General features: G+C 64.0%; 19 protein-coding genes. 11 read left to right on the top strand and 8 right to left on the bottom strand.

Annotated elements, in window-relative coordinates; genetic code table 11:
- The first annotated feature begins 19 nt into the window (after positions 1–19).
- Positions 20–2,296: a penicillin-binding protein 1C gene (gene pbpC, locus ACO1XS_RS10680; protein WP_486390651.1), complete on the top strand. Its 2,277-nt coding sequence runs from the start codon at positions 20–22 to the stop codon at positions 2,294–2,296.
- A 17-nt stretch (positions 2,297–2,313) separates the two neighbouring features.
- Here pbpC and ACO1XS_RS10675 read toward each other — a convergent pair whose 3' ends face one another.
- From ACO1XS_RS10675 to ACO1XS_RS10665, 3 genes are all read right to left on the bottom strand, one after another.
- Positions 2,314–2,988 carry an HAD family hydrolase gene (locus ACO1XS_RS10675; protein WP_173260481.1) on the bottom strand — a complete coding sequence of 225 codons (675 nt, stop codon included), beginning with the start codon at positions 2,986–2,988 and terminating at the stop codon, positions 2,314–2,316.
- 105 nt (positions 2,989–3,093) lie between these two features.
- Positions 3,094–5,898, bottom strand: a complete 2,805-nt coding sequence (locus ACO1XS_RS10670; protein ID WP_486390650.1) for an outer membrane protein assembly factor BamB family protein — start codon at positions 5,896–5,898, stop codon at positions 3,094–3,096.
- 73 nt (positions 5,899–5,971) lie between these two features.
- Complete coding sequence (locus tag ACO1XS_RS10665) at positions 5,972–6,427, bottom strand: MarR family winged helix-turn-helix transcriptional regulator (protein WP_331573050.1); 456 nt, start codon at positions 6,425–6,427, stop codon at positions 5,972–5,974.
- A 150-nt stretch (positions 6,428–6,577) separates the two neighbouring features.
- Here ACO1XS_RS10665 and ACO1XS_RS10660 point away from each other — a divergent pair, with 150 nt between their 5' ends.
- The 9 genes from ACO1XS_RS10660 to ald all read left to right on the top strand — a co-directional run bounded on the left by ACO1XS_RS10660 (position 6,578) and on the right by ald (position 16,123).
- Entirely contained in the window at positions 6,578–7,072 is a 495-nt protein-coding gene (locus ACO1XS_RS10660) for a flavin reductase family protein (protein WP_486390649.1), read from the top strand.
- Between the two features lie 91 nt (positions 7,073–7,163).
- Positions 7,164–8,405: an acyl-CoA dehydrogenase family protein gene (locus ACO1XS_RS10655; RefSeq protein WP_486390648.1), complete on the top strand. Its 1,242-nt coding sequence runs from the start codon at positions 7,164–7,166 to the stop codon at positions 8,403–8,405.
- A 20-nt stretch (positions 8,406–8,425) separates the two neighbouring features.
- Positions 8,426–9,418: an amidohydrolase family protein gene (locus ACO1XS_RS10650; protein ID WP_486390699.1), complete on the top strand. Its 993-nt coding sequence runs from the start codon at positions 8,426–8,428 to the stop codon at positions 9,416–9,418.
- Between the two features lie 76 nt (positions 9,419–9,494).
- Complete coding sequence (locus ACO1XS_RS10645) at positions 9,495–10,865, top strand: MFS transporter (protein WP_486390647.1); 1,371 nt, start codon at positions 9,495–9,497, stop codon at positions 10,863–10,865.
- A 68-nt stretch (positions 10,866–10,933) separates the two neighbouring features.
- Entirely contained in the window at positions 10,934–12,157 is a 1,224-nt protein-coding gene (locus ACO1XS_RS10640; protein WP_331573042.1) for a porin, read from the top strand.
- Positions 12,158–12,212: 55 nt separating this feature from the next.
- Entirely contained in the window at positions 12,213–13,088 is an 876-nt protein-coding gene (locus ACO1XS_RS10635) for an intradiol ring-cleavage dioxygenase (RefSeq protein WP_486390646.1), read from the top strand.
- Positions 13,089–13,125: 37 nt separating this feature from the next.
- Complete coding sequence (locus ACO1XS_RS10630; RefSeq protein WP_486390645.1) at positions 13,126–14,190, top strand: maleylacetate reductase; 1,065 nt, start codon at positions 13,126–13,128, stop codon at positions 14,188–14,190.
- Between the two features lie 87 nt (positions 14,191–14,277).
- On the top strand, positions 14,278–14,922 hold the full coding sequence (locus tag ACO1XS_RS10625) for a DUF1345 domain-containing protein (RefSeq protein ID WP_486390644.1): 645 nt from the start codon (positions 14,278–14,280) through the stop codon (positions 14,920–14,922).
- Positions 14,923–15,007: 85 nt separating this feature from the next.
- Complete coding sequence (gene ald, locus ACO1XS_RS10620; protein ID WP_486390643.1) at positions 15,008–16,123, top strand: alanine dehydrogenase; 1,116 nt, start codon at positions 15,008–15,010, stop codon at positions 16,121–16,123.
- Between the two features lie 33 nt (positions 16,124–16,156).
- Here the strand turns inward: ald and ACO1XS_RS10615 are convergent, their stop codons facing one another.
- Genes ACO1XS_RS10615 through ACO1XS_RS10605 form a run of 3 tightly spaced genes read right to left on the bottom strand, consistent with a single transcriptional unit; the run spans position 16,157 to position 19,187 of the window.
- A complete protein-coding gene (locus ACO1XS_RS10615) occupies positions 16,157–17,602 on the bottom strand; it encodes a LutB/LldF family L-lactate oxidation iron-sulfur protein (RefSeq protein WP_331573033.1) in 1,446 nt (481 codons plus the stop codon).
- Positions 17,599–18,324, bottom strand: coding sequence for a LutC/YkgG family protein (locus ACO1XS_RS10610; RefSeq protein WP_486390642.1), 726 nt, complete (start codon positions 18,322–18,324; stop codon positions 17,599–17,601). Before ACO1XS_RS10610 ends, ACO1XS_RS10615 begins: the two co-directional genes overlap by 4 nt.
- The gene (locus tag ACO1XS_RS10605) at positions 18,321–19,187 is read right to left on the bottom strand and encodes a (Fe-S)-binding protein (protein WP_331573029.1); all 867 of its coding nucleotides are present in this window, start codon (positions 19,185–19,187) and stop codon (positions 18,321–18,323) included. Before ACO1XS_RS10605 ends, ACO1XS_RS10610 begins: the two co-directional genes overlap by 4 nt.
- Before the next feature lie 141 nt (positions 19,188–19,328).
- Between ACO1XS_RS10605 and ACO1XS_RS10600 the strand changes: the two genes are divergently transcribed.
- The gene (locus tag ACO1XS_RS10600) at positions 19,329–20,102 is read left to right on the top strand and encodes a FadR/GntR family transcriptional regulator (protein WP_486390641.1); all 774 of its coding nucleotides are present in this window, start codon (positions 19,329–19,331) and stop codon (positions 20,100–20,102) included.
- A 10-nt stretch (positions 20,103–20,112) separates the two neighbouring features.
- Here ACO1XS_RS10600 and ACO1XS_RS10595 read toward each other — a convergent pair whose 3' ends face one another.
- Together ACO1XS_RS10595 and ACO1XS_RS10590 are read right to left on the bottom strand one after the other, a co-directional pair.
- The gene (locus ACO1XS_RS10595; protein WP_486390640.1) at positions 20,113–21,057 is read right to left on the bottom strand and encodes a lysozyme family protein; all 945 of its coding nucleotides are present in this window, start codon (positions 21,055–21,057) and stop codon (positions 20,113–20,115) included.
- A 75-nt stretch (positions 21,058–21,132) separates the two neighbouring features.
- Entirely contained in the window at positions 21,133–23,574 is a 2,442-nt protein-coding gene (locus ACO1XS_RS10590) for a hypothetical protein (RefSeq protein WP_486390639.1), read from the bottom strand.
- Positions 23,575–23,667: the final 93 nt, after the last annotated feature.

Here is a 23,667-nt window from a genome sequence, read left to right as displayed (position 1 = left end):
GCACGCGATCGAGGGCAATATGTTCAGGTTGAAAGCGTGGCGCGTTGCGATGGTTCGCCCGCTCGTCGTGCTGACGCTCGCGATGCCGCTTGCCGCGCACGCGCTCCCGTCGTTCGAGACCGTGCGCAGCCAGTGGCGCAGTTCGGATTGGGTGCTCGTATCGCGCGACGGCGTGCCGCTGCAGCGCACGCGAATCGACGATACCGAGCGGCGCGGCGAGTGGGTGGCGCTCGCCGACGTCTCGCCCGCCTTGCGCGAGGCGATCGTCGTGTCCGAGGACAAGCGCTTTTACGAACATAGCGGCGTCGATTGGCGCGGTGCCGCGGCCGCCGCGTGGGGCAATCTGTGGAATACGCGCACGCGCGGGGCTTCCACTGTCACGATGCAGCTCACGGGGCTGCTCGATGACGAACGGCAACGTTCAGGACACCGAAACGTTACGGAAAAGGCGAAGCAGGCAGTCGGCGCGCTCTGGCTCGAACGGAGCTGGCGCAAGGATCAGATTCTCGAGGCGTACCTGAACCTCGTGCCGTTTCGGGGCGAGACGATCGGGCTGTCCGCGCTTTCGATCACGCTGTTCGGCAAGGCGCCTTCGGGTCTCGACGAACGCGAGGCAGCCGTTGCCGCCGCGTTGATTCGCTCGCCGAATGCTTCGCCCGCCAAGGTTGCCGCGCGCGCCTGCCGCATTCTGCGCGATATGAAGGCGCCCTCGGGCTGCGCTACCCTCGGCGGCTTCGTGCAACTCGCCTTCGCGCGGCCGGCTCCGGCCGTGCTGTCGGTTTCGCCCGAAACGCAGATGCTTGCGCCGCATTTTGCGCGTCGCGTCGCCAATGAGACGCATCCGGGCGCGGGTGCCCGAATCGTCACGACGCTCGACGCGAAACTTCAACGCTTCACGAACGAGATACTGACGCGCACGATCGTCGAGCTCAATGCACCGGCTCACCCGCGCAACGTGCACGATGCCGCGGCGGTCGTACTCGATAACGCGACGGGCGCGGTGTTGGCCTGGGTCGGTTCGTCGGGTGCGTTCTCGGGGGCGCGCGACGTCGATGCGGTGCTGGCGAGGCGCCAGGCCGGCTCGACCCTGAAGCCGTTTCTCTATGCGCAGGCGATCGCCGAGCGGCGACTCACGACGGCATCGTTGCTCGACGATGCACCGCTCGATCTGGCCGCGGGCGGTGGTCTTTATATTCCGCAAAACTACGACAAGGATTTCAAAGGCTGGGTCAGCGTGCGTACTGCGCTCGGTTCCTCGCTGAACGTGCCGGCCGTGCGCACGCTGGTGATGGTGACGCCGCATCGCTTCGCAATGACGCTGAGCGCGCTGGGTTTGCCGCTCACCGAAAGCGGCGACTATTACGGCTATTCGCTCGCGCTCGGCAGCGCGGACGTGACGCTCCTCTCGCTGACGAACGCTTATCGCGCGCTGGCCAACGGTGGGATCGTCGCGCCTACCTGCGATTTGCCCGGTTGCGCCCAACCGCCGGACCCGCGCTCGACACAGGCGGCAACGCGGGTGCTCAGCGCCGAGGCGAGCTACGTCGTGACGACGGTGCTGTCCGACAACAATGCCAGGACGCGCACGTTCGGCTTCGACAGTCCGCTGCATACGCGGTTTTTTTCGGCGGTGAAGACCGGCACGAGCAAGGACATGCGTGACAACTGGACCGTCGGATTCACGTCGCGTTATACGGTGGGTGTCTGGGTCGGAAATGCCGATGGCGAGCCGATGTGGGACGTATCCGGTGTGACGGGCGCTTCGCCGATCTGGGCGGCGATTGTCGGGTATTTGCATCGACGGGTTCCGAGCGCGGCGCCTCGTCCGCCGAAAGGCGTCGTGCAAGCGCGCGTGAGCTTCGAGCGCAATATCGAGCCCCCTCGCGACGAATGGTTCATCAGCGGAACGCAGATGCCGGTGGTCGATCTGGCGGCGAATGCCAGATCGGCGGGTGAGCCCGCCATACACGCAATGGACGCGCGGGGTGGCGTATCGCGCGACATGCATGGCGCGAACGGGGCGGCTCGCATCAGCTCGCCCACCGACGGAACGCTGTTCGCGCTGGATCCCGATATTCCACCCGCGCGGCAGCGCATCGTTTTCGAACGTGCACGCGGGGCCTCCGAGGCGAGCGTTTGGCGGCTCGATGGCAAGATGCTGGGCCATGGGGACCGCTTGACGTGGCTGCCGTGGCCGGGCCGCCATGTGCTCGAACTCGTCGACGCGGACGGATCGAGCGCCGATACGGTTCGCTTCGAAGTACGCGGCGCGGTGGCAAAAGGTAAAAAGCCGTAGCGTTCCTCGCCTACCGATTACGGGCGCGCAGCCACTTCATCCAGATGCGCGAGCAAGTCGGCCGGGTCCTCATAGACGCGCAGCGCGCCGGCTTTTTCGAGTTCCTCGGTCCCATACCCGCCCGATAGCAAGCCGACACCGAGCGCGCGGCAACGGCGGGCCGCGAGCATATCCCAGACACTGTCGCCCACCACGACAGCGGTCTCGATCGATACACCGAGACGTTCGGCCGCCGCGATGAAGAGATCGGGATCGGGTTTGGCGTGCTTGACCTGATCGCGCGTGACGACCACGGTCGTGCCCGGATCGACACCGAGCGATTCGAGGTTCAGTGCCGCCGTTTCCATGCGCCCGCTCGTGGCGATGGCCCAGCGGATGTTGGCACGCGTCAACGCCTTCAGCAGCTCGATCGCACCGGGCAGCGGTCTCACCTGCGCATGCAGCCGTTGATAGGCTGCGGCATGGGCCTGGCGCAGCCGCTCGACGCGATCCGCGGTGAACTCGTCGTGCGTTTCGCGCAGCAACTGATTGACGAACAGTCCGCCGCTCATGCCAATCTTGCGATGAATGCGCCACACGGACAGATCGATGCCCTCGGCATCGAGCGCTTCCTTCCAGGCAAGCACGTGCTGATAGACGCTATCGACGAGCGTACCGTCGAGATCGAACAGAAACGATGTCTCGATGCGCATGAAAGCCCTCGTCCGGAATTCCGAAAAAACAAGCATACGCCAGATACGGAGCGAATCGGCAGCGGACCCTTCGTTCGCCCGCTGCCGCCTCGTTCATGTTCACGGTCACGGCAAGCTGTAAGCGATCACCGCATCCCCGGTACGCGTGCCGAGCGAGCCATGGCCGCCCGCGGTCACCAGCACGTATTGCTTGCCTTTCGAGTCGGCGTAAGTCATGGGTGTCGCTTGCCCGCCGGCCGGCAGGCGCGCCTGCCAAAGCTTCTTGCCGGTGGCGAGGTCGTAGGCGCGCACATAGTAGTCGAGCGTGCCGGAAAGGAATCCAACGCCGCCGGCCGTCACGATCGTCCCGCCGAGACTCGGCACGCCGAGCTTGAACGGCAACGGCACGGGGGCACTGTCGCGAATCGTGCCGTTCTTGTGCTGCCAGACGATCTTGCCGGTCGTGAGATCGACCCCGGAGACGTAGCCCCACGGCGGCGCCTGACACGGAATGCCGAGCGGCGAGAGAAACGGCTTGAGCTCGATCGCAAACGGGTCGCCGGCGGCAATCTTGATCCCGCTCGTTTCGCTACCATGCTGGTGTTCGAGCGCAGGCACCTTGTCGCGCGGAATCAGTTTGGAGATGAACGCCATGTAGTTGGGATTCGCAAACAATATCTGCTTGCCCGGGTCGACGGAAATCCCGCCCCAGTCGAACGCGCCGAAGTTGCCGGGGAACACGAGCGTGCCTTGCTCGGAGGGGGGCGTGAATGCGCCGTCGTAGCGCAGCGAACGAAAATCGATGCGGCACCAGAGCTGGTCGTATGGCGTGGCGCCCCACATGTCGCGCTCCCGAACGCGGGGCGGATTGAAGTTGAGCGCCGAGACGGGCTGCGTCGGCGACGTGTGATCTCCCGGGGCCGCGCCCTGCGGTACCGGTGTTTCGGTGATCGGGATCAGCGGCTTGCCCGTTTGGCGATCGAGCACATAGATGCTGCCTTGCTTCGTCGAAGCGATGAGCGCGGGTTTCACGCCGTCTTGCGTTTGCAGATCCATCAGCGTGGGTTGGCCGCCGACGTCCATATCCCACAGATCGTGATGCGTGAATTGATAAACCCATTTCACGTGCCCCGTGGCGAGATCGAGCGCCGTCACGCCCGCGCCGAAGCGTTCGGCTTGCGGTGTGCGATTGCCGCCCCATTGATCGGGCGTCTGATTGCCCATCGGCAGGTAGATCATGCCGAGGCGCTCATCCACGCTCGCCACGGCCCACATGTTCGGCGAATTGCGTGTGTAGGTCTGTCCCGGCGGGAGCGGCGCCGTATCGTCGGGGCGGCCCGCGTCCCAGTTCCAAATGAGGTGGCCGTCGTGGACGTCATACGCGCGCATGACGCCGCTCGGCTCGTTGGTCGACTCGTTGTCGGTCACGTGCCCGCCAATGATGACGAGGTTGCGCGTCACCATCGGCGGCGAAGTGGAGTAATACCCGCCCGGGGTGAAAGGTCCTATGTTGGCCCGCAAATCGACGGTGCCATGGTTGCCGAAGTCCTCGCAGGGTTTGCCGGTGTCGGCATCGAGTGCAATCAGGCGGGCATCGGCGGTCGGCAGGAAGATTCGGCGGGAACAGCTATGGGCCGGCGTGGCGCTGGCGGACGTTTGGGGCGCAGCCGTCGCTGTCGTTGCGCTCGCCTCGGATGCAGCGCTCGCTTCGCTCGAGGCGCTCGCTTCGCTCGAGGCGCTTGCTACGCTCGGCGCGCTCGCTTCGGAAGCTGCATTCGCGGCAGTCGCTTCGCTCGACGTACTCGCGGCACTCGCCGCACTCGCTTCGGACGACGCACTCCCTTGTACCGGTGCGCTCGCCTGCTCGGGCGCGCTCGCTTGCGCCGGCGCATTCGCCTCGGCGAACGCACTCGCCGCCGCGGTGGATTCGGCAGCGGTCGCCGGTACTGACGAATACGAAGCCTCGTCATAATACGAAACGCCCCTGCACGTCATGTGCTCGAAATGCGCAAAGCCGACAGGGCTCTGAATGTGCGGATCGAAACGCCACCGCACTGCGCCCGTAGCCGCATCGACCGCCAGTACCTTGCTGTGCGGCGTGCAAATGAAAAGCGTATCGCCGACTTTGAGCGGCGTATTTTCGTCGGTCGTCTCGGTGGGATCGCCCGGGCCGCGCTGATCTCCCGTATGCAGTATCCAAGCCTGCTTCAACTGCCGGACGTTGTTCGGGGTGATCTGCGTGAGCGGCGAATAGCGGTCGCCATACTGGCTGCGGCCGTAGCTCGGCCAGTCGCCGGATGCGATGGGCGGCATGGGAGGCGGTTGCGGCACGTTGCGATCGAGCGCCAGCGTTCCGTTCAGATCGTGCCGATCCGTGAACAGCGATGCGATGCCGGCGATCGCCGTGAGCGCGGCCACGACGCCAAGCGCGAGGCATGCTGAGCGACGTAGATTCGCCATGCGAGGATCGTCGATCGTCGTTTCTGTTTCTCTTACCACCGCGCCATCGGGTGACGCTGTCGTAGTCGTAGTCGTAGCCGTAGCCGTCGTGACGCGGCGGCGCGTGCGCGGCCATCGCGTGACGGTGGCGCCGCTCAGCGGTGTCAGCATCCATAAGCCGAGCAGCCACCAGATCCAGAGTCTCGGCACGAGAGGCCACCAGTCGAAACCGACCTCGGCGAGCGCCCAGATGGTCGAGCCGAGTAAAAACAGCGCGTAGAGCCATGCGGCGACGAGCCCGCGCCGTGCAAGCAGCAACACGGCTACGATGACGAGTGCAATGCCGCCTATCAGGTAATAGGCGGAGCCGCCGAGCGTGAGCAGCCTCACGCCGCCGGCCACGAGCGGAATGCCCAATACGAGCAGCACGATCGCCGTGATCCAGCGGCCGAGCCTGCACTCGCACGATGTCGAACGGACTTCGGTTTGCATAGCGCACCTCGCAGCGATGAACGCCTGTATCGCGCAATTCATGTGCCACATCGCGCGGTGCCAACGAGCGCGCTTAGTCCAGCGATTCGTGCAATTCCTCTTCGAGCGTATCGAGTAGCACGTATATATCGGTCAACGTCTTTTTCAGTGCCTTGAGCGCCGAAGGTGACAATTTGCTGACAGCGACCTGTTCGAAGTGCTGAGCGATCGGCATCAGTTCCTCGACGAGCGCGCGGCCCGCATCGGTGAGCGTGATGGCCACTGTGCGCGCATTGTTTTCAAGCCGGCTGCGCGAGACGAGCTTCATCTTCTCCATGGTCCCGACCAGGCGCGAAAGCGTCGAGAGTTCGACCGTCGTCATGCCGGCCAGATCGTTGAGCCGCTGGCCAGGCGTCTCCCACAGCGCGGCCATGACCCGATACATCGGTAGCGTGACCCCGTACGACGCAATGCGGCGGGAAAACAGCTCCCCCATGCGCACGCCCACTCTGTTGAGCAGATAGGGAAAGGAATCCGTCAATTTGTACACGGTCGACACCCTCGGTAGTGATTGACGAATTCTATCAAAGCAACAGTTCCATCTACATCAATTTCATTGCCAACAGTTGCAAATGCAAATATAGTGATTTCCACACGGTGCAGTGCAGCCCGGAACTCAGCCTTGCCTGGGACAGGAGACATGATGGAAACCCTAACCGCTCCGCTGGAGCAGATCGGCCCTTCGTTTCGAGCGGCCATGCGCCGGATTGCGTCGACGGTCACGATCGTGACTGCATCTGACGGCGTTCGTCGTCACGGCATGACGATGACGGCGGTCAGCTCGCTGTCGATGGATCCGCCATCGATGATCGTGTGCGTGAATCAGTCCACGTTCCTGCATGACATCCTCATGTCGGGCCGCGAGTTTTGCGTCAATGTGCTCAAGCACGATCAGGCGGAACTCTCGGCGGCCTTCAGCGGCGCGAGCTCGCCCGATGAACGTTTCTTCGTGGGAAGCTGGCTTCGGCATGCGGCCGGTCTCGATTATCTCGAGAACGCGCAGGCCAACATCTTTTGCAAAAAGGTCGCGGCGGTGCCGTACGGCACGCACACGATCTTCATCGGCATGGCCGACGAAGTCGTCCTCCACGACGACGCCCGACCGCTGCTGTACCGCAACGCAACCTACTGCTGAATCTCGCGTTGATCGCGCGCAACGTGTACCGCGCGTGTTTCTCACAGATTACCCATTTGAAATTCGAAGTCCGACCATCGGAGGAAACGTCATGTTTGCCGTAGAGAACGAGCCGGCAGCGGCTGCATCGCGCGAAGCCGAGGCAAGCGCGCCCTCGATCGCAACGCTGCGCGAGCGCATTGCGGCGTTGAGCGCCACGCTCAAATCGCTCGCACCCAGTGTGGAGCGCGACCGTCGCGTACCGATGACGAGCATCGAGGCGCTACGCGAGGCGCGCTACTTCGATATCGTCAAGCCGAAGGCGTTCGGCGGCCTCGAGCGGGACTTTTCAATGCTGGTCGACTTGAACGTCGACCTCGCCAAATGGTGTGCATCGACGGCTTGGGTGGCGGGCCTGCTCGCGGCGCACCAATGGCTCGTCGGGTCGTTTCCGTTGCAGGCGCAACGCGACGTCTGGGACGCGGATCCCGATGCGCTGATATGCGGCTCTTATGCGCCCGCATGTCAGGCGCAGCCGGCCGAGGGCGGCTATCGGATCAGTGGACGGTGGAGCTTCGCGAGCGGATGCGATTGCGCCCAGTGGTCCCTGTGCGCCGCCATGTTGCCCGCAAACGGGGAGCGCGACAAACCGGCTCCGGCCTTCTTGCTGGTCCCCGCATCGAACTATACGATCGACGATACCTGGCATGTCGTAGGGTTGGCGGGTACCGGAAGCAAGACCCTCGTGCTCGACGACGTATTCGTGCCCGCCCATCGCGTGCTGCTCTTCTCCGAGACGACGAGCGGACAGACGCCCGGCGCGGCGCTCTATTCCCATCACCCCGGCTTCTCGATTCCCATGCTGAGCACGATTCCTTCGTGCCTCGCATCCGTCGCGGTCGGGGCCGCGCAAGGGGCGCTCGACGACTACCTGGAACGCACGGCCCGGCGCATCACGCGCGGCGCCGTGGCGGGTGCGCAGAATCGCATGGCCGAATTTGCGACGATCCAGTTGCGGGTGGCCGAGGCGACAGCCAGTGCCGAAGCCGCGCGACGGGGATTGCTGGCCGACCTGTGCGAGCGCGAAGCCACCGTCGCGCGCGGCGAGCGTGTTTCGGTCGAAGAGCGGATCCGCAGCCGTCTCGGGCAGGCGTTTGCCGTATCGCTCGCCATTCGCGCGACCGAGGCGCTGAATGCGTCGACAGGCGGCCAGGGGCTCGATCTCTCGCATCCGGTACAGCGCGCCTGGCGCGACGCGAATGCCGTGGGGCGGCATATCAGCATGAATTGGGACACGGTGGGCACCATGTACGGACAGATGGCGCTCGGCCTCGAACCCAAAGGGCAGTACTGATCGAACCAAAGGACAACATGATGTCATTCAAAGCCACGAAAAAGATCGCGTTGGAGGAACACTTCGCGATCGAGGAGACGCTGCAGGATTCGGCAGGGTTCGTGCCGCCGTCGTATTGGGTCGAGCTCAGGCATCGATTGCTCGATATTCAAGAGCGGCGCATCGAGGAGATGGACCGCAACGGTATCGAAACGATGATCCTGTCGCTCAATGCGCCGGCCGTGCAGGCCGTCCCGGATCGACAGGCCGCCTACGACCTTTCGCGCCGGGCGAACGATTTTCTGGCGGAACAGATTGCAAAACGCCCCGACCGATTCAGGGGGTTTGCAGCGCTGCCGATGCAATCGCCCGAGCTCGCCTCGCGCGAGCTCGAACGTTGCGTCAAGGATTTCGGGTTCGTCGGCGCGCTCGTGAACGGCTTTTCCCAAGTGCAGGACAGCGATGCGGTGCTGTATTACGACCTGCCGCGGTTCCGCCCATTCTGGGCAACGGTGCAGTCGCTCGATGTGCCGTTCTATCTTCACCCGCGCAATCCGTTGCCGGCTCATGCATCGATCTACGAAGGCCATTCATGGCTGCTGGGCCCGACCTGGGCATTCGGTCAGGAGACGGCCGTCCATGCTTTGCGGCTCATGGGATCGGGCCTCTTCGACGACTACCCCGATCTCAAGATCATCCTCGGTCACTTGGGCGAAGGGCTGCCCTACAGCATGTGGCGTGTCGACAATCGCAACGCGTGGGTCAAGACAGCGCCTGCCTATCCGGCCAAAAAGCGCATTGCCGAGTATTTCCATGCCAACTTCTGGTTGACGACATCCGGAAACTTCCGCACGCAAACACTGGTGGATGCGATGTTGGAGATCGGTTGCGACCGCATCCTGTTCTCGGCGGACTGGCCGTTCGAAAACATCGACCATGCCGCGCAATGGTTCGATGCCGCTTCGATCAGCGACAACGACCGCATCAAGATCGGCAGGACCAATGCGGCGAGGTTGTTCAAGATGGAGACATAAAGGCGCTTACAGAACGGATTTCGTGCACCGCGCGTTCCCTATATCGAAAAAATAGCTCTACATGGAGTGAGACATCATGCAGGACACAACCATCGACGTACACGAGGAGTTGGCCAGCGCTCCCGTCGGCCGAATGCATGTGACGCTCGGCATCGTGCTGGCCCTGCTGACGTTGTTCGACGGCTACGACACCTTCAATCCGGCCTATGTGATTCATTATGTTCGCGGACCATGGGGGCTTTCGCTGCAACAGGCGGGCATGCTGGTTTCGAGCGGGCTGGTCGGGTTCCTCGTGGGCGCCGCGGTGCACGGCGTACTCGCCGATCGTTTCGGGCGTCGCATTACGCTGATCGTTGGACTCTGGACGACGACGGTCTTCTCCATTCTGACCGCGCTCTTCGCCGATTCGTTCGCGAACTTCTGCACGTTGCGCATTCTGACCGGACTGGGCCTCGGCGTATTGCTGCCGCTTTCCACCACCTATATCAACGAGCTTGCGCCGCGTCGCGTCGCCAATACGTTCGCCCTGTGGGGCGTCGCGCTCGGCTGGGCGAGCGGTGGAGCGGCCGCGGGTATCGTCGGCGTGCTCGTGACGCCCCATACCGGTTGGCAAGGCCTCTATTGGGTCGGCTCGCTTTCGCTGCTGCTGATTCCGTTCGTGCATCGATACCTGCCCGAATCGCCGAAGTTCGCGCTGCTGCGCGGTGACGATGCCGAGGTGAAATCCATCCTCGCCAAACTCAGGCCGGAGCGTGCCGAGGCCTACAGCCGATATCCCGTCGGCCGGCCGGCGACCGATACCAGGACGTCGGTACTGGCGCTGCTGGACAAGCCTTATCGAAAGTTGTCGATTGCTATCTGGACGACGAGCTTTTTGAGTCTCTTTTGTATTTTCGGACTGTCCGGATGGATTCCGACACTGATGCAGGCGCGCGGCGAAAGCTTCGGTGCGAGCTTCGCATTCGGGGCGTCGATGCAAATCACGTCGTTTGTCGGCGCACTGGTTTGCGGGCACCTCGTCGATCGCTTTCAGCATCCGCGCTATTGGCTGTGCGCGTGGTCGCTCGGCGGCGCGGCATCGGTGCTGGTGCTGATCCTTTTCCACTCGCACTGGGTCAACCTCGTTTGCAGCGCCATGGCGGGCTTCTGCATCATCGGCGGGCAATTCGTGCTCAATAACTTCACGGCCGCATCGTACGAGACGCGCATGCGCGCAACGGCGGTCGGAATGGAACTGGCGGTCGGGCGGCTGGGGGCGATTCTGGGGCCCTTCATCGGCGGCGCATTGCAACAGGTATTCGGTGGCTCGGGCGCCATGCTGGCCGCGATCTGCATGGCTGCCGCCGGAGCGGCCGCGAGCGTACTGGCCGCGACGAAAACGACCGGGCTCGGTCCGAACGATGCCGGTGCAGCCGAGCCAACCACGGTCAATATCGCGCACGGATAGACGTATCGCGGCAGAGCCACGGGGTTCGACCAGAACTATTAATTAGGATTACTAACGGAGACGCAGTCATGAAGAAGATCTTGTCCGGCGGTGCCATTGCCGTTGCCGCCGTCGCGGCGCATGCCCAAAGCAGCGTAGTGCTTTACGGCATCGTCGATGTGGGGGTGAGCTACCAGAACAATGCCCAGACGGGCAAAACCGGCGGTCACTTGAACGGCGCGAGCCAGATTGCGATGACGGACGCGCACGCCACCGGCATGTCGGGAAGCCGTTGGGGTTTGCGGGGATCGGAAGACCTCGGCGGCGGATTGAATGCGTTGTTCGTCCTCGAAAACGGCTTCATGGTCAACAACGGCACGCTGGCGCAAGGCGGCGCGGAGTTCGGGCGCCAGGCCTACGTGGGGCTTTCATCGACGCGGTGGGGCACGGTCAGCGCCGGGCGCCAATACGATTCGGTCGTCGATTCGGTCCAGACGTTCTCGGCGCCTTACTTTGCCGGGTATATGTCGTCGCATGTCGGCGATATCGACAATCTCGCCAACACGAACCGCATCAACAATGCGATCAAGTACACGTCGCCATCGTTTCATGGCGTCAAAGCCACTGCGCTGTACAGCTTCGGCGGCGTCGCCGGCAGCCAGGGGCGCAACCAGATATGGTCGCTCGGCGTGCGCTACGACGGCGGCCCGATCTCGGCGGGCGCGGGTTATTTGAACGCGCGCAACCCGAACGTTTCCTTTTATGGCAATACGCCGAACAAAGGGTTGGCGAGCGCCGACAATCTCGGCTCGCCCGGTTCGGCGACAGCGCCGCAGGCATCGCCGGCCATTGCGGGCTACGCATCGGCCAGTACGCTGGAAATCATGGGCCTCGGCGCGGCCTATACGTTCGGTTCGACGACGGTCAATGCGGTCGCGACACAGACGCGTTTCGACGGTCTGGGCTCCGCGTCCGGACCGAACCCGTTCCATTACTCGGGCAATGCCGCCTTCACGAGTGTCGAAGTCGGCGTGCGCCATACGTTCGGGCCGGCGTTGATGTTGGGAACGGCCTTCGATTACACGCGGCGCAATTCTGTCGATGGCGACGGCGGTGCGAAGTATATGCAGCTCAATTTAGTCGCTGACTATTTGCTGTCGAAACGCACCGATGTCTATGGGTTGCTCGCGTTGCAACGCGCAACGGGACGCGATTCGCTGGCGCAGCCGGCCGTGGCCTCGATCAGCGGCTTTACCGCTTCGGCAACCCAGCGCCAAATGGGGTTGCGAGTCGGCATTCGTCATAAGTTTTGAAGGACTATATTGGTTGTCGGGCGAAACGCTCGAGACAACCGCGGAGGAGGCACCCATGCTCGATGTCGATGAAAACACGCTGACGGAAATCGTGGTGGCGCGTCATGCCGACGCGGACAATCCCCGCCTGAAGCAGATCATGACCAGCCTCGTGCGGCACCTTCACGGGTTCGTGCGAGAGGTCGGCTTGACCGAAGACGAATGGTTCGAGGGTATCCGGTTTCTGACCGAGGTCGGCAAGACGACTGACGACAAACGTCAGGAGTTCATCCTGCTCTCGGACACGCTCGGGCTGTCGATGCTCGTCACCGCGATGAACAATCGCAAGCCGCGGGGGTGTACCGAATCCACCGTCTTCGGACCGTTCTTCGTCGAGCATGCTCCCGAGTACCAGTGCGGCGAGGACATGGCAAATGGCGCGAAAGGCGAGCCCTGCTTCGTATCGGGTCGCGTGACCGCGCTTGACGGCACGCCCGTCGCAGGCGCGCTCATCGATGTCTGGCAGGCCGATTCCGACGGTTTTTACGACGTGCAGTACCGAGGTCAGGAGGAAGCGCATGCGCGAGGCAGGCTCAGGAGTTTGCCTGACGGCTCGTTTCATTTCCGATCTGTCAGGGCGGAGTCCTATCCCATCCCCTACGATGGCCCGGTCGGGCGCATGCTTGAAGCGCTCGGGCGCCATCCGTGGCGCCCCGCGCACCTGCATTTCATGATCGAAGCCCCGGGCTACGATCGTCTGATCACGCATGTGTTTCGATCGGGCGACCAATATCTCGACTCGGACGCCGTCTTTGGCGTGCGTCCTTCGCTGATCGCGGACTGGCAGCAACATGAGCCGGGCATTGCACCGGACGGCACCGCCATGGATGTGCCGTTCAGTACACTCGATTTCACGTTCGTGCTGAATCGGTCCGATGGCGAGCAACGGTAACGTCGTTCAACGTAAGACTGAGTTTATCGAAGGACAAATGGATTCATTCGTTTATCAAGCCCAAGCCGCGCGGGTCCTTTTCGGCGCCGGCACCGGGGCCAGGCTCGGCGAGGAAGCGCAGCGCCTCGGGCTCACGCGCGTGCTCGTGCTGTGTACGCCGGGTCGAACGGAACTTGCCGAGCGCGCCGCGCAATGGCTCGGCTCCCGGGCCGTCGGCGTGTTCGACGGCGCGACCATGCATACGCCCGTCGCGGTAACCGAGCGTGCGCTCGCTGCAGTGAAATCGCTTGGTGCGGACGGCGTCGTCTCCATTGGCGGTGGTTCGACGACCGGACTCGGAAAGGCGATCGCATTGCGCACCGACCTTCCGCAGATCGCGATGCCGACCACCTACGCGGGCTCGGAAATGACGCCGATTCTCGGCGAGACGCGCGACGGCGTGAAGACGACGCAGCGCACCGCCAAGGTGTTGCCGGAGGTGGTCATTTACGACGTCGAATTGACGCGTTCGTTGCCCGTGCCGTTGTCGGCGCTCTCGGCCTTCAATGCGATCGCGCATGCGGTCGAGGCGCTTTATGCGCCGGATACGAATCCGATCGTTTCGCTGATGGCGCAAGAAGGCGTACGTTCGATCGTCAAAGCGCTCGGCCGGATTGCCGCAACGCCGCACGATCTCGGCGTCAGAGCGGATCTGCTCTATGGCGCCTGGCTCTGTTCGTGCTGCCTCGGCGCAACGACCATGGGACTGCACCACAAGCTCTGTCATACGCTGGGCGGCCTGTTCGATCTGCCGCACGCCGAAACGCACACGATCGTATTGCCCTATGTGCTCGAATTCAACGCGCCGGCCGTCCCCGATGCCGTCGCGCGGCTGGGCCAGGCAATGGAAACGGACGATCCGGTCCGTGCGCTCATCGAACTCGAACGGAGTCTGCACCTCCCCATGGCACTGCGCGATGTGGGGATGCCGAACGATGGGATCGCACGCGCTGTTGCGCAGGCCACGGCCAATCCCTATGCGAACCCGCGTGAGGTGGATGCCGGGGCGTTGACTGAACTGCTCGAACGCGCGTGGAGGGGGGCGGGCGCACGCGCTCACTGAATGCGGGTCGCATCCGCGGGCTGTCTATGGTTAACTGCCGCATTCGACGAATTTTTCCATGCGGCTTCCCAAGACAGAGGAACGACGATGTCCCGATTCTTCGCCAATCGCCCGCGCATCTTCATTGCCGTCCTTTGTGGCCTGGCGGCATATCTCATCGCGCCGTGGCCCTTGCGTCCGATACAGCGCGCATTGTTCGGATGGGACTGCGGCGTCTGGCTTTATCTGATTCTCATCTGGATCAGAATGGCCCAGGCCAGCCCGAAGGACGTCCAGCGCGTTGCGGAGCGCGAGGACGAGGGCGCCACGGCAGTCCTCATCGTCGTCACGGGGGCGGCGGTCGCGAGTCTGGCCGCCATTGTCGTCGAGCTGTCGGCCGCCAAGGGGATCGGTGCGCGGGCGGCGAGCGTCAATTACGTGCTGACAGCCGTCACGATGCTGGGTGCATGGCTGCTGATCCCCACCATGTTCACGCTGCAATATGCGCGTTACTACCATCGCTCGAAGGACAAGACGTCGCTCACGTTTCCCGACAACGACACGGAGCACGATTACTGGGACTTTCTGTATTTCTCGTTCACGATAGCGGTCGCATCGCAGACATCCGATGTGACCGTATGTTCGCGCGAGGCGAGGCGCACGGCGCTCGCGCAATCGATTCTCTCGTTCTTCTTCAACGCGGCCGTGCTCGGGCTCTCGGTGAATATTGCTGCGGGACTGCTCGGCTCGTGAGAGGATGGCGATCACGCCGTCGCGCTTATCCGGCGGGACGGCACCGGACTCCAGAATCACTATCGTGAAAGGGCGGAGGTGGACTATGTTGATCGGCGTTCCCAAGGAAATCAAGAGCCAGGAATCGCGCGTCGGATTGACGCCCGCAAGCGCGCGGGAACTGACGAGCCGCGGTCATCAGGTATGGGTCGAGGCCGGAGCGGGCTCCGTTATCGGGCTACCGGACGAAGACTATGTCGCTGCGGGCGCCACCCTATGCGGCACTGCAAAAGAAATCTTCTCGCAAGCCGACCTGATCGTCAAAGTCAAGGAGCCGCAGCCCGGGGAAATCGCGATGCTGCGGCCGGGGCAGATCCTGTACACCTACCTCCATCTCGCGCCCGATCCTCGGCAGGCGGCTGGCCTCATCGAATCGGGCGCTGTCTGTATCGCGTACGAGACGATCACGGGCCCCGGCGGCGGCTTGCCACTGCTTGCGCCGATGAGCGAAGTGGCAGGGCGGATGTCGATCCAGGTGGCCGCCGCGCATCTGGAGATACCGCGTGGCGGGATGGGGCTGCTGCTGGCCGGCGTGCCGGGCGTGGCCGCGGCGCATGTCGTCATCCTCGGCGCCGGCGTGGTGGGGACCAACGCGCTGCAAATGGCGGTAGGCATGGGCGCGCGCGTGACGGTCATCGATCGCGACGTCGACCGGCTGCGCCATCTCGATCTCACCTTCGGCAATCGCATTACGACGCTGCATTCGAGCGCCCATGCGATCGAAGCATCGGCGGCGGCGGCGGATGCCGTCATCGGCGCCGTGCTGATTCCCGGCGCGGCTGCACCGCGCCTCGTCACGCGCGAGATGATTTCGAAGATGCGCAAAGGTGCCGTGGTAGTGGATGTGGCCATCGATCAGGGCGGGTGTTTCGAAACCTCGCACGCCACAACGCATGCGCAGCCTACCTACGTGGTCGATGGCGTGGTGCACTACTGCGTTGCCAATATGCCGGGTGCCGTTGCGCGAACCTCGACATTCGCGCTGAACAACGCCACGATCGCGCACGCCATCGCATTGGCGGACAAAGGATGGAAGCGGGCGCTGGCGGACAATCCGCATCTGCGCGCCGGACTCAATGTCTGCCAGGGCCATGTCACGCACAAGGCGGTCGCCAAGGCGCTGGGCCTGCCGTTTCGGCCCGCGGAGGAATTCGCCTCGTAGGTCGGCCCCGCGCGAGCCCGCGGTTGCCCGGGGTCATTCGGGCTGGCCGCGCTCGCGCAGCAGGTCTGCCAAGCTGCGCGCCGCGGGCTTGAGCGGCACGCGATGGTGTGTCCATCCCAGTTGCTGCTTCGGCGTCAGCGCACGCAATCTCGTGGCGGCCCAGCGGAACAGGCGATAGGCGCGCGGGTCCGAGAAGGCGCCGCTCCAGAACCGCCATACGATATGTTCGCGACGGCTGTAGCGTGCCCCTTGTCCGCGCAGCGGATGCGCGACGGCTTCGTCCGGTGCGCGGTTCGCTTCGGTGCGTAGCCTGATCAGCAGCTTGGGAATCGGAATGCGCACCGGGCAGACATCGCCGCACGCGCCGCATAGAGTGGATGCGGTCGGCAAATCGGCCGTGGCATCGAGTCCGAGCAGATGCGGCGAGATGATTTTGCCGATGGGGCCCGGATAGGTCGTTCCGTATGCATGGCCGCCAATGCGCGTATAGACCGGACAATGATTCATGCAGGCGCCGCAGCGAATGCATTGCAGCGTGGCGCGCAGCGACTCGTCCGCATAGGCTTGAGTGCGCCCGTTGTCGAGCAGCACGAGGTGCATTTCGCCCGGACCGTCGAGCTCGCCTTCCCGGCGCGGGCTCGAAATCAGATTGAAGTACGTTGTGATCGGCTGGCCGGTGGCCGAGCGCGTCAAGAGACTCGAAAGCGGCACGATGTGCTCGAGCTTCGCCACGACTTTCTCGATTCCCATGATGGCGATGTGTATCGCCGGCACGCTGGTCGACAAGCGGCCATTGCCTTCGTTTTCGACGAGCCAGAGCGTGCCCGTATCGGCCGCCGCGAAATTGACGCCTGAAATGCCGATATCGGCCTCGGCGAAGGCGCGACGCAATGCGCGCCGGCCTGTCTGAATGAGTTCGTCGACATCCTCGGTGTAGGACGTGTCGGGAATATGCGCTTCGAAAAGCTTGCCGATCTGGCCACGCGTCTTGTGTATCGCCGGCATGACGATGTGCGACGGTTTTTCGCCAGCGATCTGGACGATGTATTCGCCCATGTCCGATTCGAGGCACTCGATGCCGCGCGCGCCGAGGTAATGGTTCAGTTCCATCTCCTCGCTTGCCATCGATTTGCCCTTGATGACCTTGCGTGCGCCGCTGGCTGCCGCGATGCGGTGAATGATGCGATTGGCTTCGTCCGCGGTCTCGGCCCAATGCACATGAACCCCGGCTGCGCCCAGGCGTGTTTCGAGCTCGACGAGCAACTCGGGCAGGCGCGCCAGCGCATGCTGCCGCACGGATTCGCCAAGGTCGCGCAATGCTTCGAGCTCGTCCGGGTCGGGAAACTGCACGCTGCGTCTGGCTTGAAGAAAATCCATCGCGCCGCGAAAGCTCTTGCGCAACGCGTCGTCGTCCAGCGCCGCACGGGCGCGTGCCTTGAAATCGGCCGGCGCAACGAAATGCAAGGGCGTGCTGCTCATCGGGCGGCTCCTTCGGTTTCGGCCGCGTCGGTCACGATCACGACCCACAGCCAGCGCGGACCATGCGCGCCGTACGCCAGGGTTTGCTGGATATCGGATGTCTTGGAAGGCCCCGAAATCAGCACGAGATTGGTCGGCATGCCGGCGCTCCAGCGTTCCGTTTTTGCAGCCGAGTGCAGATCCGCGTGCAATGAACCGGCACGCACGAGCGCGATATGCAACGGCGGGACGAGCGACATGGTGCGCGGCGAGCCTCGATCGGGCTCGAGTATCAGCGTTCCTGTCGCGGCGATGCCCGATCGTGCGACCGTGAACCCCGCGTCGATCGTGTCGAAGAGCTCGCGCTTCCATGCTTCTATTTCGGCATTGAACGCTACGGTCTCGATGGACGCGGGCAGCGTTTTCGTCAGCGCGGCGCCTTCCGGGGTTTCGGGATCGATCAGCAAACGGCGCACGCCCGTCTCCGCGAGCCGATCGGCGAGTCGCGCCGGCCATGAAGCAGAGCCTGCGCAGATGACTTCCGCATGAGCCGCGATCAACGCATCGCGCATCGCGGTCACGCGTTCGGACACCGACATCGACCTCGACCTCGACCTCGACGCATGGCGCGCCGCATAGTGCATATCGATTGCGCGATCGATGGCGTTGACGCTGGTGCGCGCTTCGCCGCGCGCCGTGCGCAGCTTGCCGAGGATTCGATCGCGTGCGCTGAGCGTGCTCATGCCGATGCCTTTTCTTTCGGTGGTGTCGCTTGCGTGGAATGTCCCGTTGGTTGCGAACCGCCATTCTTGCCGCAAGAAGTGGACGCCTGACCGCCCGTGCGGCGCCACAGGAAACTCGCGAGGTGCTCGACGGCAAGCGGTGCGTGCTCGTGTGCCGCGGCGTGCCCGATGTTGAGCAGACATCCGCAATCGGCCGAAACCAGGGTATCGCAGCCCGTCGCACAGGCCGACGCGACCTTGTCGCGCACCATCGCACCGGAGATATCGGGTTGCTTCAGCGAGAACGTTCCGCCGAATCCGCAGCACTCGGATTCGCGCTCATGCTCGATTCGCGCGACGCCCGGCAACGTGTCGACGAGCGCGACGCCGTGCGCTCGCGTACCCATTTCACGGCGCGCCGCGCACGATGTATGAAGCACGATGCGCTCGGGGTTCGTGGCACCGCTCGCCGGTGTGGCAGCGTAATCGACCTTCAATACATGCAGCAGGAACTCGCCGAGTTCGTAGATTCGCGAGGCGACATCGCTCGCCCGGCGATGCGTTGCCGGATCGTCGGAAAAAAGATCGGGCCAATGATGGCGCATCATGCCCGCGCACGAGCCGGACGGTACGACGACGGGCCACGGCTGATCGAAGAGACACAGCTGTGCGCGTGCGACGGTACGGGCTTGTTCGGGGTTGCCGCTGCTATAGGCGGGTTGTCCGCAGCAGCTTTGGCCGCGCGGAAAATGCACTGTCACGCCCTCCCGTTCGAGCAGCCGGACGGCGTCGAGGCCCGCGTGCGGAACGAACAGGTCGACGAGGCAGGTCGCGAACAGATAAACGTGGCGCGGCCGATCGCTGGGATAGTGTCTTTCCTGCATTGCTGCTCTCCATGGGGTCCCTGCTTCTGTCGTGAGCGGGCGTGACGGCGGTGGGTGCATAATTCCCGCATTTGCGCGCCGGCTCAAATTGGTTGGACCACCCGTGGGAGCCGGACCGTCGGTGACGAGGCGGACATCGATATGACGACGAACGATCAAGGCCGCGTGGTGGCGGTCATGCGCAGGCTGGAGACGTCGATGCTCGACGGAACGTGGGCCGCGGGCTCGCGTTTGCCGGCCGAGCGGACGCTGGCGGCCGAGTATGGTGTCGCGCGCAACACGATTCGCGAGGCGATCCAGCGGCTTGCCGCGCGCGGGTTGCTCGTCAGCCGCCGTGGCGCCGGCGTATTCGTGACCGACAGGCTGCGCACGGGGATTGCGTCGTCTCCGTGGGGGCAACTGGTTGCCGATCACCCTGTATTGCGCGATGACATTCTGGAGTTCCGACGCGTACTGGAAGGCGCGACTGCGTACTTCGCGGCCTTGCGTGGGACAGCCGACGACCGCGAGCGCATTGGAGCAATTCTTCGGGAGCTGGAGAAGGCCCGCGCAAGCAACGATATGACCGCGGAGGCCGATGCCGATACGCGTCTTCATGCCGCGATTGCGGCGGCCTCGCACAATGCCATGTTTTTGCATCTGCACGCGAGCGTGATCGGCCTGCTACGCGAACACATCACAGTCAGCGGCACGGGACTCCGGCAAGAGGACGAAGAGGCGTCACAGCTTTTACTGATGCAGCACCGGACGCTGTGCGAAGCGATTTGCGCGCGCCAGCCCGAGCAAGCGCGCACGGCCATGCAGACGCATATCGACTTCGTCCGAGGCAGGTTGGGGCGGGACGTATGGCAGGAGCCCGCGTTCGAAAATAAACGGACGCGGGCCCCGAAGCGGTTGCCGGAAGTCGCCGGCTGACCGCGGCACGCTATCGGCCAGGACTGAGAACGGCAGGATCCTTCAGCGCGGCGTCGATCTTGGCGATGTAGCTTGCTCCGCTCGGGTTGTTCGGGTTGTCATTGCCCGACACATAATACGAGAGGCCTTGCTCCAGGCCACCGTGGTCCGCTATGCGCTGGGCGAGATTGGAAGCGGCCATGCGCAACTGAATCGTAGGGCTGTCCTTGTACTGATCGAAGGTCACCACCTGGCTGCCGACGCGTGCATTGCCAGGGCCGCCATTCGCCCACTCGCGGCCATCGAGATATTTGCGCGAGATTTGCCCCAGACCGACCGAGGTGTTGTTGTCGGCCGCTCGGTCGAGGTCGCCCTCCTGATGCAGCGCTTTCTGATAGCCCTGGCTGAATGCGCCGGATTCCACTTGCAGCTGTGCGCGAAATACGTTGGGGTCCAGACCGTACTCCTTGGCCGTCTCGTCGACTGCCCGGCCGAAATCAGCCTGATTCTTGATCTGAGCATCCTTTTGCTTTTCGTCGCCGCGCAGCACGGGCATGAACTTGGGATGAACCGTCGCCTGAGCTTGTGCGACGCTGGTGGTATCGGGGATGAGGCCGGTGCTCGGCGTGCCGGATGCAGGTTTGCTGGACGGAAGCGATCCGCTCGAGCTCGAGTTTTGCGCAGCCTTTCGCGTACCTTGGCTTGCTTGAAGACCTGCTGTTGCCGTATCGTTGGTCGACGTAGGGTTGTGCGGGCCGCCCGCCTGGTTGGGATGCGAATGCCGGTGATGCGCCCCGCGATGCCCTTCGTCGCCGCCTGCTTGGGTAGGTGACATCTGCCTGAGCATGCTCTGCAGTTGCGCTTCCACCGTGGCAAGCAGAGCCTCCGTTTTCTGCAGCGAGCTGGGATTGACCGGGCCTTCATGATTGAACGACGCTGGCCCTGTACCCTCGACGCGACCATTGATAACCGACATGATGAGTCCTCTCCCGCCTATTGATGGGTTGCGCACGCCGTATCGCTTTCGGGGCGTGACGCCGGTGAATCCATGCTAAGAGGCTTGAGCCGCAATCTCCGGCGTAAGGTGCGAATTCGCGATGCCGCCGGCGAAGTCGATCCGCGAGGGGACCAGCACGCCGGGATTGCGAGCGGATACGGCGTAGCCGGCGGGCCAGTATCGGTTCAGTTCGGCCAGCACGGCATGCTTCACCGCATTGTCGCCATGCTGCCCGACGATATAAGTGGTGCGTCGATCCAGATTGCCGGCGGCGGCGTGATAGTGCAGCAGGGCAACGGCGAGCGTGGACGCGATCCCGCGCGGCCGATCGGATCTCGGCGGATTGGCGCAGACATGATCCTCATGGAAGTCGAGCGCATTGGCGGCCGCGTCGTACCCGGCCTGCGGTGTGAAGACGCCGTCCGCGATGGCGTCGTCGATGAGCCGATGCGCGTGCTCGGCGCGGCCGGCGCCCGCATACGCCGAAATGACGGCGCTGTAAGTCGTCGCGTTGGGCTGCGTTGGCGCGCCGTTCGCGGCCAGGTGCCGCGCGTTCGCCAGTAGCGCATGCGCTTGCTCGGGACGGCCGCCTTTCGCGCAGGCCACGATCGCCGCGTTGTATGCCACGATGTCCGGCCGGATCGACGGGTCGCGCGCGGCGATATCGTTCAGTTCGGCCAGCAAGGCCGTTGCACGATCCACGAGGCCCGCTTTGCCGCAAGCGGCAATAGCCGCGCTGTAGGTGACGACATTCGGATTCATGGAAGAATCATGCCGCCCGAGCGCCTTGAGTTCGTCGAACAGCGCGAGCGCATCGTCGGCGCGCCCCGCCTTCGCACAGGCTGCAATGGCGGCGCTATAGGTGACCACCGAAGGGCGCATCGATGGATCGCGCTGGGCGCGCACCTTGAGTTCGTCGAGCAGCGCGAGCGCATCGTCGGCGCGGCCCGCCTTCTCGCATGCGGAAATCGCCGCACTGTAACTGACGACATTCGGCTGGATCGGCAGGCGCTTCAATTCTGCAAGCAACGTCAACGCTTCATCGGCCAGGCCGGCGTTTTCGCAGGCGGAGATGGCGGCGTTGTAGCTCGTCACCGTCGGCCGCATCGACGAATCGCGCTCGCCCAGACGTTTGAGCTTGTCGAGCAGCGCGAGCGCTTGCCGCGGCCGGCCGCCGTTTCCGCACGCGGAGATGGCCGAGTTGTAGGTAATGGGATCGACACGTATCGACGGATTCGCGCGTGCAAAGCGCTCGAGTTCGTCGAGGAGCCGAAGCGCGTCATCCGCGCGCCCCGCATTGCCGCATGCGCAGATCGCGGAGTTGTAAGTGATCGCATTGAGCCGGACAGGCTCGCCGCGCGCCGCACGGGTCTTCACTTCGTCCAGCAAAGCCAGCGCTTCGTCTGCCCGTCCTGCGTTGGCGCATGCGGAGATCGCCGCGTTGAAGACGATTTCGTTGGGGCGCATCGCCGGGTCTCTTTCACCGAGGCGTTCCAGTTCGTGCAACAGCGCCAGTGCTTCGCGCGCGCGGCCCGCTTTCGCACAAGCGGAAATCGCGGCACCGTAGCTGACGATGCTCGGGCGTAGCGCCGGATTGGCTTCGGCGCGTTGCTTCAACTCATTGAGCAGGGCGAGCGCCTTGTCGGGCTGCCCCGCGTTGCCGCAAGCCGAAATCGCCGCGTTATAGGTGAACAGATCCATCCGCATGGACGGATCGTGCTTGCCGAGCTCGTCGAGCTCGGCGATCAGCGCGAGGGCTTCGTCGGAGCGCCCCGCCTTGCCGCAGGCCGATATGACCGCGTTATAGGTGATGAGGCTCGGACGGATGCCCGCATCCTTGACGGCCGTGAAAAGGCGCATCGTCGTGGCGAAGCTGCCGCCGCGCTTGAGTAGCGATGCCGTGACCTTTTGCACCTCGAGCGCCGAGCGCTTGCCGCTGCGGTAGGCGTCGATGATGGCTTTGTTCGAGCGCGTATCGGTGCCGTCGAATCTCGCGTCATCGGCATCTCGTCCGCGCGCATCGATCGAAGCTGGCGCCGGTTGAGGCGAAGCGAGCGACGCGCGCGCGCGAATATCGAGCTGCGACCGGTTCGATTGGGAGCGGGCAGGCGCATCCGTATCGGCGGATTGGGCATTGTTTCCCAACCGGAGCGTGCCGCGCGATGCGGCGCCTTCGGCCGCACGGGGTTCGATATCGCCGGCCGGGCTCGGCGTTCGCGCGAGGACGAGCGTGCCGTTCGCGCCGCGGCGGACCTGCGCGGTCGATGCGGCGGCACTTGACGTGCCGGCTGAGGGCACGTTGGCCCGCATCCTCTGCCCGCCTTCCACGCCCCGATTCGGCGCCGCCTGTCCATCTTTGAGTACGGTGAGCAGCCCATCCGTCCGTGTCAGACGGCTCGTGGACGATTCTCGTTGCGGTTCGTTCCGCGATGCGGAGTCGGGTGGCGAATTGCCGGTCTGGCTGACCGGTGCGCCGGCAATTCTCGAAAGACTCATTGACTCGTTCCGCGGATGCTAAGCCACAATCGGGCCGGGAGGGTGGACACGCGAGAGCGTCGCGCTTTCGCAATTGCGCAAGCGCGATTTCGG

This window comes from Trinickia sp. (assembly GCF_057351765.1).
The sequence above is the reverse complement of the archived record's forward strand: the minus strand, read 5'-3'. Positions and strand labels throughout refer to the sequence as shown.

Bases quoted from the DNA above. Each gene is read 5' to 3' on its own strand.
- ACO1XS_RS10670 (WP_486390650.1), bottom strand. From the start codon at position 5,898: ATGCAAACCGAAGTCCGTTCGACATCGTGCGAGTGCAGGCTCGGCCGC.
- ACO1XS_RS10615 (WP_331573033.1), bottom strand. From the start codon at position 17,602: ATGAGCAGCACGCCCTTGCATTTCGTTGCGCCGGCCGATTTCAAGGCA.
- ACO1XS_RS10610 (WP_486390642.1), bottom strand. From the start codon at position 18,324: ATGAGCACGCTCAGCGCACGCGATCGAATCCTCGGCAAGCTGCGCACG.
- ACO1XS_RS10650 (WP_486390699.1), top strand. From the start codon at position 8,426: ATGTCATTCAAAGCCACGAAAAAGATCGCGTTGGAGGAACACTTCGCG.
- ACO1XS_RS10590 (WP_486390639.1), bottom strand. From the start codon at position 23,574: ATGAGTCTTTCGAGAATTGCCGGCGCACCGGTCAGCCAGACCGGCAAT.
- ACO1XS_RS10645 (WP_486390647.1), top strand. From the start codon at position 9,495: ATGCAGGACACAACCATCGACGTACACGAGGAGTTGGCCAGCGCTCCC.
- ACO1XS_RS10625 (WP_486390644.1), top strand. From the start codon at position 14,278: ATGTCCCGATTCTTCGCCAATCGCCCGCGCATCTTCATTGCCGTCCTT.
- ACO1XS_RS10600 (WP_486390641.1), top strand. From the start codon at position 19,329: ATGACGACGAACGATCAAGGCCGCGTGGTGGCGGTCATGCGCAGGCTG.
- ACO1XS_RS10640 (WP_331573042.1), top strand. From the start codon at position 10,934: ATGAAGAAGATCTTGTCCGGCGGTGCCATTGCCGTTGCCGCCGTCGCG.
- ACO1XS_RS10630 (WP_486390645.1), top strand. From the start codon at position 13,126: ATGGATTCATTCGTTTATCAAGCCCAAGCCGCGCGGGTCCTTTTCGGC.
- ACO1XS_RS10605 (WP_331573029.1), bottom strand. From the start codon at position 19,187: ATGCAGGAAAGACACTATCCCAGCGATCGGCCGCGCCACGTTTATCTG.
- ACO1XS_RS10595 (WP_486390640.1), bottom strand. From the start codon at position 21,057: ATGTCGGTTATCAATGGTCGCGTCGAGGGTACAGGGCCAGCGTCGTTC.
- pbpC (WP_486390651.1), top strand. From the start codon at position 20: ATGTTCAGGTTGAAAGCGTGGCGCGTTGCGATGGTTCGCCCGCTCGTC.
- ACO1XS_RS10675 (WP_173260481.1), bottom strand. From the start codon at position 2,988: ATGCGCATCGAGACATCGTTTCTGTTCGATCTCGACGGTACGCTCGTC.
- ACO1XS_RS10660 (WP_486390649.1), top strand. From the start codon at position 6,578: ATGATGGAAACCCTAACCGCTCCGCTGGAGCAGATCGGCCCTTCGTTT.
- ACO1XS_RS10655 (WP_486390648.1), top strand. From the start codon at position 7,164: ATGTTTGCCGTAGAGAACGAGCCGGCAGCGGCTGCATCGCGCGAAGCC.
- ald (WP_486390643.1), top strand. From the start codon at position 15,008: ATGTTGATCGGCGTTCCCAAGGAAATCAAGAGCCAGGAATCGCGCGTC.
- ACO1XS_RS10635 (WP_486390646.1), top strand. From the start codon at position 12,213: ATGCTCGATGTCGATGAAAACACGCTGACGGAAATCGTGGTGGCGCGT.